Here is a 13,858-nt window from a genome sequence, read left to right as displayed (position 1 = left end):
CGGGCGATACGGCAGCTGACATGCCGCCATGACCGGACTTGCCCTGTCGCAGCTTGCGCTGTCGCATTTCCGGTCGCATAAACGCGCCGTGCTCGACCTCGACCCCCGCCCGATGGCGATCTACGGGCCGAATGGTGCGGGCAAAACCAATATCATCGAGGCGATTTCACTGCTCTCCCCCGGTCGCGGATTGCGCCGCGCCGGGGCAGAGGATCTGGCGCGCAGGCCAGAGGCGCTTGGCTGGAAGATCACCGCGATCCTGCAATCCCTGCATCAGACTCACGAGCTTGAAACCTGGGCCGAGGCTGGCAGCCCGCGTCAATTGCGCATTGATGGCAAGGCCGCGCCGCAAACCGCCCTTGGCCGCATCGCGCGGGTGTTGTGGCTGGTCCCCTCCATGGACCGGCTCTGGATCGAAGGGGCCGAAGGGCGGCGGCGCTTTCTGGACCGCGCCACGCTTAGTTTCGAGCCAACCCATGCCGATGCCACCCTGACCTATGAAAAGGCGATGCGTGAACGCAACCGGCTGCTCAAAGACATGGTGCGCGATCCGCATTGGTATGCCGCAATCGAGGCGCAGATGGCCGAGGCGGCGACCCAGATCACCGCCAACCGCAACCGCGCGATTGATGAACTGACCGCAGCACAGGCCGCAGCGGTGACCGCCTTTCCCACTGCCACATTGACGCTGACCTATGCCGACCCCTTGCCGGATGATCTGCAAGCCGCGCTGGCCGATCATCGCCACCGCGACATGGCCGCCGGGCGCACCTTGCTCGGCCCGCACCGGGCCGATCTTGACGCCGTCTTCGCCGACAAAGGCATCAACGCCAGCGATTGTTCCACCGGCGAACAAAAGGCGCTGCTGATCAGCCTGATCCTCGCCAATGCGCGCGCCCTTGCACAGGATTTCGGCGCACCGCCGATTTTACTGCTGGACGAGGTCGCGGCCCATCTTGACGCCACCCGCCGTGCGGCGCTTTATGACGAAATCTGCGCGCTTGGCGCGCAGGCTTTCATGACCGGCACCGGGCCGGAATTATTCACCGAACTGGGCAGTCGCGCGCAATATGCCGAAGTCACCGAAGCGCAGGGCCTGTCCAGCGTGCAACGCAAAGACCTGATATGACCGTCACCGCCTCGGCCCTGTTGTTGTACGTGGGCGCGCTTTTCATCCTGTTCATCACCCCCGGCCCGGTCTGGGTCGCCTTGCTGGCACGCTCATTGTCGGGCGGGTTCACCGCGGCCTGGCCGCTCGCCGTGGGCGTTGCCTTGGGCGATATCTTTTGGCCACTGGTCGCGATCCTGGGGGTGACTTGGCTGGTCTCGGCCTTTGCGGGCATCATGCTGGTGATGAAATGGATCGCTGTGGCGGTGTTCATCGTCATGGGCATCGGGCTGATCCGCAGCGCCGGACATAGTCTGCGCGCCGACAGCCGGTTGACCAAACCGGGCCATTGGGCGGGCTTCGTGGCGGGTGTCGCGGTGATCCTCGGCAACCCCAAGGCCGTGCTGTTCTACATGGGCGTGCTGCCCGGTTTCTTTGACCTGACGCAGGTCACGGTACCGGATATCATCGTGATCTGCACGCTTAGCTTCATGGTGCCGCTGATCGGCAATCTGGTGCTGGCGGGCTTTATCGGGCGGATGCGCGGTGTGCTGAAATCGCCCGAAACCCTGCGCCGGATCAATATCGTCGCGGGCTGTCTGCTGGTCGCGGTCGGATGGGTGATCGCGCTCAGCTAAGCTGCCTGAAAACCTACAAAATATAGTGTCATCTGCGTGACATCCCGGCCCGGAAAGCATATATTTTGCGGATCAAGGAACAGGACTGACCCAATGGCCGATGACGACAAAAAACAAGAAGAGTATGGCGCCGATTCCATCAAGGTTCTTAAGGGGTTAGAGGCTGTTCGCAAGCGTCCCGGCATGTATATCGGCGACACCGACGACGGGTCCGGCCTGCACCACATGGTTTACGAGGTCGTCGACAACGGCATTGATGAGGCTTTGGCCGGTCACGCCGACCATGTTTATGTGCGGATCAACGCTGACAGCTCTGTCACCGTCGGCGATAACGGGCGCGGGATTCCCGTTGGCATCCACGAAGGCGAAGGCGTGTCTGCCGCCGAGGTCATCATGACCCAGCTGCATGCGGGCGGCAAATTCGACAGCAATTCCTACAAGGTCTCGGGCGGTTTGCACGGCGTGGGTGTGTCGGTCGTCAACGCCCTGTCGGATTTTCTGGACCTGCGCATTTGGCGCGAGGGCAAGGAACATTATGCCCGCTTTGAAGGTGGCTTTACCGTCGAATCCCTGCGCGTTGTCGGCGATGCCGATGGCCGCAAAGGGACAGAGATCACCTTCCTCGCCGCGCTGACCACCTTCAGCAACCGCGAATTCGATTTCCACATTCTGGAAAAACGTCTGCGCGAACTGGCGTTCCTCAATTCGGGCGTGCGGATCATTCTGGAAGATTTGCGTCCGGCAGAACCGCTCCGCACGGAACTCTTCTACGAAGGCGGCGTGCGCGAATTCGTCAAATATCTGGACCGCTCCAAAACCCCGCTGATGGAAACCCCGATCTATGTCGTCGGCGAACGCGACGAAATCGGGGTCGAGGTCGCGATGTGGTGGAACGACAGCTATAATGAAATGGTGCTGCCCTTCACCAATAACATCCCGCAGCGCGATGGCGGCACGCATATGGCCGGTTTCCGTGGTGCGCTGACCCGTGCGATCACAAAATATGCGACGGAAACTGGCATCACCAAAAAGGAAAAGATCGCGATCACCGGCGATGACGCGCGTGAAGGCCTGACCTGCGTTTTGTCGGTAAAGGTCCCCGATCCGAAATTTTCGAGCCAGACCAAGGATAAACTGGTCAGTTCGGAGGTGCGGCCCGCCGTCGAAAACCTGATGGGCGAAAAGCTGAACGAATGGTTCGAGGAAAACCCCGCCATCGCCAAGTCGATCATTTCCAAAATCGTCGAGGCCGCCGCCGCCCGTGAAGCTGCGCGCAAAGCCCGCGAAATCCGCCGAAAATCGGCGATGGATGTAAATTTCAACGCTTCCAAGCTGAAGGATTGTTCGGAAAAAGACCCGTCCAAAACCGAAGTCTTCCTCGTCGAGGGTGACAGCGCCGGGGGCTCTGCACAGACTGGCCGCGACCGTGGTACGCAGGCGATCCTGCCGTTGAAGGGCAAGATCCTGAACGTCGAACGCGCCCGGTTTGACCGGATGCTGGGAAGCCAGGAGATTGGCACGCTCGTCATGGCACTCGGCACTGGCATTGGCCGGGGTGAATTCAACATCGACAAGCTGCGCTATCACAAGGTCATCATCATGACCGATGCGGACGTCGACGGCGCGCATATCCGCACCCTGTTGCTGACCTTCTTCTTCCGCCAGATGCCCGAACTGATCGAAGGCGGGCATTTGTATATCGCGCAGCCGCCGCTTTACAAAGTATCGCGGGGCCGGTCCGAGGTTTACCTCAAGGATCAGGCGGCGATGGATGAATATCTGATCGAACAGGGCATCGATTCAACGATGCTGCGCCAGGGCAATGGCGAAGAAATCGCCGGTGCCGACCTGCGCCGCATCGTCGAAGAAGCCCGCCAGCTGAAACGCGTGCTGGAAGCCTTCCCCACCCACTACCCGCGTCACATTCTGGAACAGGCCGCGATTGCCGGGGCCTTCGTGCCGGGCGTCGTGGAAAGCGACCTGCAAGGCACCGCAGACCGCGTGGCAGCCCGGCTCGACCTGATCGCGCTGGAATGGGAACGCGGCTGGCAAGGCCGGATCACGCAGGACAAAGGTATGCGTCTGGCCCGCATCCTGCGCGGTGTGGAAGAGGTGCGCACGCTCGACGGCACCATGCTGCGCTCGGGCGAGGCGCGGCGCACGGGCACGTTCACGCAAAGCCTGCAGGACGTCTATAACCTGCCGGCCACCTTGGTGCGCAAGGACCGTAGCCAGTTGATCCACGGCCCGCTGGACCTGCTGCGCGCCATTCTGGAAGAGGGCGAAAAGGGCCTGTCACTGCAACGCTACAAAGGTCTGGGCGAGATGAACCCCGATCAGTTGTGGGAAACCACGCTGGACCCGGACGCGCGGACTTTGTTGCAGGTGAAGGTGGAGGATGTGGCAGAAGCTGACGATCTGTTCACCAAGCTGATGGGTGATGTCGTGGAACCGCGGCGCGAGTTTATCCAGACCAATGCGTTGAATGTGGAAAATCTGGACTTTTGATGTGGCGGGGTGCGGCGGGGTAAAACCCCGCCCTACCAATATGCCGTAGGGCGGGGTTCACCCCGCCACCCCGTCAAATAATCCGCTTGCGGATCATGCTCGACAATTGCTCGAACCCGATCACCACGACCAAAATCACCAGAATGATCGCCGCCGCCTGATCATAGCGGAACAACCGCATCGCCGTGGACAATTCCACCCCGATCCCGCCTGCACCGACCAAGCCCAGCGTCACGGCAGACCGGATCGCCTTTTCCACGCTGAACAGCGACGTCGCCGTCATCGAGGCAAAGCTTTCCGGCAGGATCGCGCCAAAGATCACCGACAGACGGCCCGCACCCGTGGCGGTCAGCGCCTCTGACGGGCCTTTCTGCACCTCCTCGAACCGTTCGGAGTAGAACCGTGCGGCAAAGCCAATCGTGTCCATAATGATGGCGAGGATACCGGCCAAAGGCCCCAAACCCACGGTTACGACGAAAATCAGCGCCCAGATCAGATCGGGGATCGTCCGCGACACGGAGATCACGAAACGCGCGATGGTCCGCACCACCATATTGGGTGCGGTGTTGCGCGCGGCCAAAATCGCCAGCGGGATCGAAAACAGGCAGCCAAAGGTGACGCCAACGATGGCGATATTCATCGTCTCCAGCATCGCATCAGCGATATTGGGCATGCGGGTGAAATCGGGCGGCACGGCTTGGCCGACGAAACGCACAAGGTTGCTCGCGCCGCGCACCAGCCGGTCAATCGAGATATCGGAAGAAATCATCCCCTGGATAAAAAACGCTGCGAAACCGACGGCGACAACCCACGTCAGGGCCGATGGCGCGCGAAAACGCGGGGGGAGTTGGCTGTGATCGCTCATGCGGCTTCCTCTTGCGGTTTGGCGTCTACGCGGGTCATCCCGGAATAAAGCGCGTTCAATTGGGCGGTATCGGTCTGCGCAATCGGCGCATCGATTTCGACATGACCCGCCTTCATCCCCAGAATCCGGTCACCATATTCCTGCGCCAGTTCCAATTGATGCAACGTGCAAAGCATGGACAGTTTTTCTTCGGTCACGATCCGCCAGAGCAGGTCCAACACCTCGCGCCCCGCCTTGGGGTCAAGGCTCGCGATAGGTTCATCGGCGATCACGACCTTGGGGTTCTGCATCAGCATCCGCGCAATCGCGACGCGCTGTTGCTGCCCGCCGGACAATTCCGACGGGCGGTGCAAGGCGCGGTCGGCCATGCCGACACGGTCCAGACAATGCATCGCCTTTTCGCGATCCGCGGCAGAGGCGGTGATGCCAAGGCAGGACAGCAGCCCAAAGCGTTGCCGCCCAAGTGAGCCGAACAGCACATTCTGAAACGCATTCAACTGCGGCACCAGATTGAAATGCTGAAAGACATAGCCCATGCCCTGCCGGATTTTGCGCAATTCGCTGCGGCTGGCCCCCGACAAAGCCTCTCCATGAATGCGGATCGTGCCGGATTGCAGCTTTTCCAACCCGTTCAGGCTGCGCATCAGGGTGGACTTGCCGCAGCCATTGGCCCCCAGCAGAACAACGCCCTGACCGGCCGGTATGGTGAATGAAATACCGCGCAACACTTGCAACTTGCCATAGCTGACGACCAGCTTTTCGGCCTCGATAGCGGGGGTCATAAACCTGTCCTTTCCTCGGTATAAATAGCCAAAAGGCGGCCAATCCATTCGGATGGCCGCCCCCGGTCAGATCTGGCGGTGATTATTCGTCCAGTGCGATGCCAGCGACTTCATAGGCGCGGCGGACCACGTCATAGATCGCAGGATCGGTGTCGAAGGACATATAAGAATCGTCTTCGATGAACTTATCCGCGTTGCGTTCAGTCGCGGTCAGCGCTGCCCACAGCTCATCTTCGTTTTCACGCAGTGTGGCGCGCAGAGCGTCGCGGCAATCCTGTGGCAGTGTGGCGCGCATGACAACCGGATCACCGGGCAGCGTTTCAGTCTGGCCGATCAGGCGATATTCTGTATCGGGGTCCTGTTCGCGCACGGCGTCGTAATCTTTGTTGCCGCCGCCCATGGCGTCGACGTCGCCATTGATCAGAACCTGAATGCGGGCATCACCCGCCATGATGATTTCTGCATCGCTCATCGGGTCAAGACCGGCTTCGGCCATCATCATCATCGGGAAGATATGGCCAGAGGTAGAGCCCACATCCTTCAGCGCGACACGGCGACCGGCCAGATCGGCCATCGTCATGATGTCGCTGTCGGCCTTGACCACAAAGCTGGAGCCATAGCTGGGGCGCACGACCGAAAACAGCACGTCCATTTCGGCCAGTTGCTGGAACAGCACGAATTCGGATGGGCCTGCAAAGACGAATTCGACTTCGTCAAACTGCAATGCTGTGCCAGCGGCGGTGCGGTTGGACAGCGAATACAGCGCCAGTTCCACTCCGGTGATTTCTTCGAATTTCTCGGCGAAGGGGCCGAAAGCCTCGGACAGATCGCCCATGCCTTCGATGCCGGTATCGGCCATGCGCAATGGTGCGGGGCAGACCTCTGCGACTGATTGTGCGGCGACAGGTGCGGCCAGCAAAGCGGCAAAGGCCGCAGCGGTCAGGGCGGTGCTGTTCAGTTTATTCATCGAAAGCGTCTCCTCGGGTTAGGTTCCGGGGACGCCTATCGTGCGAAAATCACAGCTATGTGACAGTTTTGAGAACGCCCTGTCGCAATCAGGCCTTTCCGACCGCTTTCAGCGCGAAAGCAAAGGATCGTGCCGCATCCTCAAGTGCGGCAAAACGTCCCGTCTTGCCGAAATGGCCCGATGTCATGTTGGTTTTCAGCAGCAGGATATTGTCGTCAGACTTGGTGATCCGCAGTTTGGCGACCCATTTCGCCGGTTCCCAATAGGTCACACGCGGGTCGGACACGCCTGCCGTGACCAGCATCGCCGGATAATCCTGTGCCGTGACATTGTCATAGGGCGAATAGGCGCGGATATCGTCAAAGGCGGTCTTGCTGTCAATCGGATTGCCCCATTGCGACCATTCGCCGGGTGTCAGGGGCAGCGTATCATCAAGGATCGTGGTCAGCACATCGACGAAAGGCACATCGGCGATCACACCGGCCCAAAGGTCAGGGCGCATATTGACGACAGCACCGACCAGCAGCCCACCCGCCGATCCGCCCTGGATCACGATCTGGCCTTGGCTGGTGTAGTTATCCGCGATCAGGCTTTGCGCCGCCCCAATGAAATCATGGAACGTATTCACCTTGCGCCCGAATTTCGCGTCCTCATACCAGGCGCGGCCCTTTTCCTCGCCACCGCGCACATGGGCAATGGCATAGACAAAGCCGCGATCCACCAGCGACAGACGGTTGGCGGAAAAGCCTGCGGGCATCGATGCACCGTAAGAGCCATAGCCATAGAGCAGGCAAGGCGCTGTGCCATCGATCTTGGTTGACGCGTGATGCAGGATGGTGACCGGGACCAAAGCACCATCATGCGACGGTGCCATGATCCGGCGGGTGACGTAATCTGCCGGGTCGTGGCCGCTTGGCAATTCGGTCTGCTTCATCAGCACACGGTCGCCCGTGGCCAGATCAAAATCGAACACTTGTGACGGGGTTGTGGGCGATGAATAGGTAAAACGGAATATGTCTGTGTCATAGTCCGCACTCGGGTCCGCACCCAAAGCATAAGCTTCTTCATCAAAGCTGATGCTCTGCACATCATCCTGCCCGCTGCGCTGGTAACAGATGCGCGGCAGGGCATTTTCACGTTCCACCCAGATCAGCCAGTCGCGATAGGCGGCCAGCCCGATGATCATACGGCCCGCGCGATAGGCGATCAGATCGGCCCAATTGGCACGCTGCGGCGTGGCGACGGGGACAGCGACGATCTTGAAATCCACCGCGCCATCGGCGTTGGTCAGGATGACAAAATAATCGCCTTGATGGTCAATCTCATATTCCAGCCCTTCTGTGCGCGCTTCGATCAGCACAGGCGCGGCATCTGGCGTGGCGGTGGGGATCACCCAAACCTCATTCTCGTCATTCATGCCGGTGGAGATCTGGACATAAGCGCCCGAGCGCATCCGGCTGACACCGACGAAATAGCGGGGGTCTTTTTCCTCGTAAACCAGCACATCATCGGTGGGGTCACTGCCGATCCGGTGACGGAACACCTTGTTCGGGTGATGCCGGTCATCGACACGGACATAAAGCAACGTCCGGTCATCGACCCATGCAACAGAGCCAACATCAGGGATCAGCGTTGCGCTGTCCTGACCTGTCGTCGTGTCACGCAGGCGCAGGGTAAAAAATTCCGATCCGGCAGTGTCCGCACTCCAGGCCAGCATGCCGTGACCGGGGGACACAGCGATGGACCCCAGATCGAAGTATTCATGCGCTGCAGCCTCCGCATTCACGTCCAGCAAGGCGACTTCATCGCCACCATCGCGGGCCGTGCGGATGAAAACCGGATGTTCATCGCCTTCCGCATAGCGCATCACATAGGCATAGGCCCCGTTCTTGCGCGGGACAGAGGCATCGTCTTCCTTGATCCGCCCGCGCATTTCCGCGATCAGCGTGGCTTGCAGATCGGCGGTATCGGCCATGGCGCGGTCGTAATAGGCATTCTCAGCCTTCAGATAATCCGCGATATCCTCGGGCAGTTTGGCCGGATCGCGCATCGCCTCTTGCCAGTTATCCGCCCTCAGCCAGCCGAAATCATCCTGCAGGGTCACACCATGCACTGTGACTTGCGTCGGGCGTTTATCGGCCAAGGGCGCGTCGGGCAAATGTTTGAACATCGAAATTTCCAATCAGGTCGGGCGTTTGCGGATCATCGCAAAGACAATGGGGGCAGCTCCGATCACCAGCGTGATGCGGATCACATGTATCACTGACACATAGGTCGCATCCTGCTGCATCGCGAGGGTCAAGAGCGACATTTCCGTCAGCCCCCCCGGCGCATAGGCCAGAAACGCCTGGGCCAGCGGCATGCCGCCCGCCCAGACGATGACCTGCGCAAAGCCGACAGCGATCACCAGCATCACGCCTGATGACAGCGCCGCCAGCCCGATATCGCGACGGATATCGGCCAGCGTCGCCCCCACAAAACGGGTGCCGATGATCGTGCCCACGGTGATCTGCGCGATGATCACGAACAGGCTGGGCGGCGGCACCGTGACCCAGCCGGTGAAATGCGCAATCCCGCTCAGGATCATCGGGCCAAAGACCGGCGCGGCAGGCAGCCGGGCGAGCTTACCGAGCCATGCCCCAACAGCCGCGCAAGCGCCAAGGATCGCGTAATCCTGCAGGGTCAGCGCATCAAGCGCGGTCCAGTTGGCATTATTTGACCCGCCAGCAGAAACCCCGAGCACCAGGCCAAAGAACAAAGCCACAAAGATGATCACGATCATCACTCTTGCCGCATGGGCGAGGGCGATCTGGCGTTCGATCCCGCCCGCCTCTCCGCCCAGAATGATCATCTCATTCAACCCGCCGGGCATGGCCGCATAATAGGCGGTGACCGGATCATAGCCGCCGACACGGCGGTAGATCACGAAAGACACACCTGCCCCGATGAACAAAAACGGCGGCAACAGGACCAGCGTCAGCACCCAGGACGACAGCATCCCGAACAATTCCGCCGTGACGCCAGACCCCAGCAGCACCCCGATCACCGGGACCACCACGTTGCGCAGCGGCGCTGGCCCCGCCACTGGCGCGCGCAGCATCGCTGCGATGACATTGGCGATCATCGGCCCCAGCATCCACGGCAAAGGCAGACCTGCGAAAAAGGCCAGCACGCCACCCGCCAGCCCGATGGCCAGCGCCAGCAGGGTTTTGCGGTTAAAGCCCGCCAATATGCCGGGTCCCGCGATCCTTGGCCAAGGCGATCTGTTTCTGCCTTTCGCGGAAACGGTCCTTATCCGCCTCGCTCGTCAGATCGGCGCAATTGTGGCAGGCGACGCCTTCTTCATATTGCGGATGGTTGCGGTCCTCGGGGACCAGCGGCAACCGGCAGGCATGGCACAGAAAATGCGGCCCCTCGGTCAATCCATGGCCCACGCTGACACGCCCGTCAAAGACGAAACATTCGCCGCCCCATTTGCTCTGCTCTTGCGGGACTTCTTCAAGGTATTTCAGAATGCCGCCTTTGAGGTGATACACCTCATCCACCCCTTGCCCCATCAGGTAATTGGTGGATTTTTCGCAGCGGATACCCCCGGTGCAGAACATCGCGATCTTCTTGTTGTGGAACCGATGCTTGTTGGCTTCCCACCACGCCGGAAACTCACCGAATGTCTTGGTCTGCGGATCAATCGCACCGTCAAAGGTGCCAATCGCGACCTCATAATCATTGCGTGTGTCGATCACGGCAACATCGGGGGCAGAGATCAGTTCGTTCCAATCGGCAGGATCAACATAATGCCCCACCCGCGACACCGGGTCGATATCCGGCTGGCCCATCGTGACAATCTCGCGCTTCAGCCGCACCTTCATCCGGTGGAAAGGGGCGGTTTCCGCCGTGCTTTCTTTCCATTCCAGCCCGGCACAACCGGGCAGCGCGCGGATATGCGCCAGCACCGCGTCGATCCCCGCACGATCACCCGCGATGGTGCCGTTGATCCCTTCTTGCGCCAAAAGCAGCGTGCCGCTGACGCCGCGTGCACGGCACAGATCCTGCAACGGCCCGCGCAGGGCGGCGGGGTCGGGGAAGCGGGTGAAATGATAAAGCGCTGCGACAATATGCATAGGCATGGGATTACGCCTGCCCGGCGCGGGGTTCAAGAGGGGCCAGCCGCCAAGGCCAACCCGTCAGCCACCGCCGTGAACGCCTCACCCCGTTCCAGTGCGGCATGCGGGAACAGATCGACCATCGCCGCCTCGATATTCTGCAACAGGCTGGACCCGCCGACAAAAACAATCTTGGCGATCTTGTCAGGCGTGATCCCTGCAATCTCCAGCGTCTCCACCGCACAGGCGCGGATCGCAGCGGTATGATCGGCCAGCGCCGCATCCATCTCCGCCTGACGCACCTGCGCCCACAAATCGGGCGCGATCACCCGCAGATCAATCCCCGTCTGATCCACATCCGGCGCATTCAGCCGGATTTTGCCCGCCTCAACCGCAAAGGCGATGTCATGCCCCAGTTCCATATCCAGCACGGTCTGCAAGCGCGCAAACAGCACCGGATCAATCCCAAGTTTCGCAAAACTCGCCGCCATCCGCCGGTTTTCGGGCGTATAGACAAAGGCGATCTTCTGCCATGTCGCCAGATCATTGTAGATCGTATTCGGCGCGGTATGCGTCCCGCTGCCCATCGCATTGCCAATCTCAGCCCCGCGACCCAGCAGCGGCATCACCTGCGCCAGATTGATCGCGCGGTCAAAATCGGTGCCACCCACACGCACCCCGTGGCTAGCGATGATCCGCGTGGCATCACCATCACGCGCGAAGATCGAAAAATCCGACGTGCCGCCGCCGATATCCACGACCAGCCCCAGCGCACCTTTTTCCAGCGGACCCGCCGCCAGCGCCGCCGCCTCTGGTTCATACATAAAGGTCACGTCGCTGAAACCGGCCAGCAGATAGGCCTCGCGCAGGTCCACCTCGGCCTGCGCATCGCGGGCGGCATCGCTGGAATGAAACCGCACCGGGCGACCGGACAGGGCATGGGTGTAGCTCTGCCCCGTCTCCGCCTCGGCCCTCTCGCGGATCATCGCCAGAAACCGCGCGACAACATCCAGCAAGGTCAGCCGTTCATGCGCAATCTGGCGACGTTCGCGCAGCAAAGGCGTACCAAGGACCGATTTCAGCGCCCGCATGAACCGGCCTTCACGCCCGTCGATCAGCGCGGCATTGGCGGCAGAGCCGTAGCTGGTGATCTTGCGATCCGCATCAAAGAACACCGATGTCGGCAAGGTAGTGCGCCCCGGCTCAACCGCGATCAGATGCGGACGGCCCGCAACCATCACCCCGGCGGCCGTGTTGGATGTGCCAAAATCGATCCCGAGCTTTGCCATAGGGTCCCCCGCAAAAACGCAGGCGATAGAAAAATTGCACGGCGCGCGCAAGCCCTTGGGTTTCGTTCAGGGCAAATCAATGGCAGATTGCGGGCAAACCACTTTAACGGGAAAACCGCCATGAGCCATGCAATGATCGTCATCGATGTGCAAAAAGACTTCTGCCCCAGCGGCGCGCTGGCCGTGGCAGGCGGCGATCAAGTCGTGCCGGGGATCAATGCCGTGATGAATGATTTCGGCGTGGTGATCCTGACGCAGGATTGGCACCCGGCGGGGCATTCCTCCTTCGCCTCCACCCATGGCGCGACAGAGATGAGCATGATCGACATGCCCTATGGCCCGCAGGTGCTCTGGCCCGACCACTGCATCCAAGGCTCGCTCGGCGCGCAATTCCACCCCGATCTGACCGTGGATCGCGCCGATCTGATCCTCCGCAAAGGGCATAACCCGGCCATCGACAGCTATTCCGCGTTTTTCGAGAACGACCACACCACGCCCACCGGGCTGGAAGGCTATCTGCGCACACGCGGGATCAGCCAGATCACGCTGGTCGGTCTGGCGCTGGATTTCTGCGTCGCCTATTCCGCGCTGGATGCGGCGAAACTGGGGTTCGACGTCACCGTGCAACTGGACCTCTGCCGCGCGATTGACCTGAACGAGTCACTGGCGCAGGCCAAGGCCGATATGCAGGCCGCAGGGGTGACGCTGACATGATGGTGTCGATCATCATCCCGACCTTTAACCGTCCCGCGCTGCTGCAACGCGCGGTCGCCTCGGCGCTCGTCGCCTGCCCGGGCGATGGTGAGGTGATCGTGGTCGATGATCGCTCTGACACCGCCGTCAAAGCCTTGCGCAGCGTCGATGATCATCCCCGCCTGCGGATCATCACCAATACCGGCGACAAAGGTGCAGCAGGCGCGCGCAACCACGGCGTCGCACAGGCACTGGGCGAAATCGTGATGTTTCTGGATGATACGGATGAGATGGCCAGCGACTATCCAAAACGCGTGCTGCTGGCCGCAGGCGAAAGCGCAGACTGGGGTTTTTCCGCGCGGCCCGGTGCCGAAACAGTCACGCAAGTCACCGGCTTTATCCCCGATGATGTGCCGCTGCTGGACCGGCTGCCGACCTTCAACGCCGGTTTCTGGGTCAAGCGACCCCTGTTTCACAAACTCGGCCCGATCCTGACCGATCAGACCATCGATCAGGACGTCGATTTCGCCGTCCGGCTTTACGGCCATGGTCACAAAGCTTGGCACGACGACACACCCGGCTGCACCGCGCAAAAGGATGTGACGCCCACGGAGCAGACGGACCCCATCGCCCGCGCCCAGGCCTATCTGCGCACCTTTCAGCGCAACCAAGCCCTGTTCGCCCCGCGATTCCCCGACCGCTGGGCCTTGATCCAGCGCTGCCTGCACGCCGCCGCCTTGCACCGGGCCGACGCGCCCGCGCTAAAGCTGCTCCGCGACCTCACACCGCTTGATTGGCGGATCAGGGCTTGGGTCCTCTGGCAGATCGCGAAACGCCGCGCGCAGACCCGGCACCCCCGCAGCACCACACATCTGGCGCGCAGCTAAGGCTTGCCCTTCCCCGGC

At 61.0% G+C, this 13,858-nt stretch carries 12 protein-coding genes; 5 read left to right on the top strand and 7 right to left on the bottom strand.

The genetic code is table 11. The annotated features are described in order from the left end of the window. Window positions 1–28 precede the first annotated feature (28 nt). The 3 genes from recF to gyrB all read left to right on the top strand — a co-directional run bounded on the left by recF (window position 29) and on the right by gyrB (window position 4,254). Window positions 29–1,129: a DNA replication/repair protein RecF gene (gene recF, locus VOY09_RS03560; RefSeq protein WP_322893012.1), complete on the top strand. Its 1,101-nt coding sequence runs from the start codon at window positions 29–31 to the stop codon at window positions 1,127–1,129. Continuing rightward, window positions 1,126–1,746, top strand: coding sequence for a LysE family translocator (locus VOY09_RS03555; protein WP_322893010.1), 621 nt, complete (start codon window positions 1,126–1,128; stop codon window positions 1,744–1,746). The genes recF and VOY09_RS03555 overlap by 4 nt, the downstream gene beginning before the upstream one ends. A 93-nt stretch (window positions 1,747–1,839) precedes the next feature. Beyond that, window positions 1,840–4,254: a DNA topoisomerase (ATP-hydrolyzing) subunit B gene (gene gyrB / locus VOY09_RS03550; protein WP_322893009.1), complete on the top strand. Its 2,415-nt coding sequence runs from the start codon at window positions 1,840–1,842 to the stop codon at window positions 4,252–4,254. 73 nt (window positions 4,255–4,327) lie between these two features. On the opposite strand, the gene phnE is transcribed toward gyrB, so the two are convergent. From phnE to VOY09_RS03515, 7 genes are all read right to left on the bottom strand, one after another. Further along, window positions 4,328–5,119 (bottom strand): phosphonate ABC transporter, permease protein PhnE, encoded by a 792-nt coding sequence (gene phnE / locus VOY09_RS03545; protein WP_322893008.1) that lies wholly within the window; start codon window positions 5,117–5,119, stop codon window positions 4,328–4,330. Further along, the gene (locus tag VOY09_RS03540) at window positions 5,116–5,901 is read right to left on the bottom strand and encodes a phosphonate ABC transporter ATP-binding protein (RefSeq protein ID WP_322893007.1); all 786 of its coding nucleotides are present in this window, start codon (window positions 5,899–5,901) and stop codon (window positions 5,116–5,118) included. Before VOY09_RS03540 ends, phnE begins: the two co-directional genes overlap by 4 nt. Window positions 5,902–5,983: 82 nt before the next feature. Next, window positions 5,984–6,868, bottom strand: a complete 885-nt coding sequence (locus tag VOY09_RS03535; protein ID WP_322893006.1) for a phosphate/phosphite/phosphonate ABC transporter substrate-binding protein — start codon at window positions 6,866–6,868, stop codon at window positions 5,984–5,986. 88 nt (window positions 6,869–6,956) lie between these two features. Beyond that, on the bottom strand, window positions 6,957–9,038 hold the full coding sequence (locus VOY09_RS03530) for a S9 family peptidase (protein ID WP_322893005.1): 2,082 nt from the start codon (window positions 9,036–9,038) through the stop codon (window positions 6,957–6,959). 12 nt (window positions 9,039–9,050) lie between these two features. Then, window positions 9,051–10,097, bottom strand: coding sequence for an AbrB family transcriptional regulator (locus VOY09_RS03525; protein ID WP_322893004.1), 1,047 nt, complete (start codon window positions 10,095–10,097; stop codon window positions 9,051–9,053). Continuing rightward, window positions 10,084–10,989 (bottom strand): rhodanese-related sulfurtransferase, encoded by a 906-nt coding sequence (locus VOY09_RS03520; protein WP_322893368.1) that lies wholly within the window; start codon window positions 10,987–10,989, stop codon window positions 10,084–10,086. The genes VOY09_RS03525 and VOY09_RS03520 overlap by 14 nt, the downstream gene beginning before the upstream one ends. Before the next feature lie 32 nt (window positions 10,990–11,021). After that, the gene (locus VOY09_RS03515) at window positions 11,022–12,260 is read right to left on the bottom strand and encodes an Hsp70 family protein (protein WP_322893003.1); all 1,239 of its coding nucleotides are present in this window, start codon (window positions 12,258–12,260) and stop codon (window positions 11,022–11,024) included. 120 nt (window positions 12,261–12,380) lie between these two features. Between VOY09_RS03515 and pncA the strand changes: the two genes are divergently transcribed. Together pncA and VOY09_RS03505 are read left to right on the top strand one after the other, a co-directional pair. Continuing rightward, on the top strand, window positions 12,381–12,974 hold the full coding sequence (gene pncA, locus VOY09_RS03510; protein ID WP_322893001.1) for a bifunctional nicotinamidase/pyrazinamidase: 594 nt from the start codon (window positions 12,381–12,383) through the stop codon (window positions 12,972–12,974). After that, window positions 12,971–13,840, top strand: coding sequence for a glycosyltransferase family 2 protein (locus tag VOY09_RS03505; protein ID WP_322893000.1), 870 nt, complete (start codon window positions 12,971–12,973; stop codon window positions 13,838–13,840). Before pncA ends, VOY09_RS03505 begins: the two co-directional genes overlap by 4 nt. The last annotated feature ends 18 nt before the right edge of the window (window positions 13,841–13,858 follow it).

This window comes from Yoonia sp. 67-2, assembly GCF_035117555.1.
Classification (GTDB): Bacteria; Pseudomonadota; Alphaproteobacteria; order Rhodobacterales; family Rhodobacteraceae; genus Yoonia.
The sequence above is the reverse complement of the archived record's forward strand: the minus strand, read 5'-3'. Positions and strand labels throughout refer to the sequence as shown.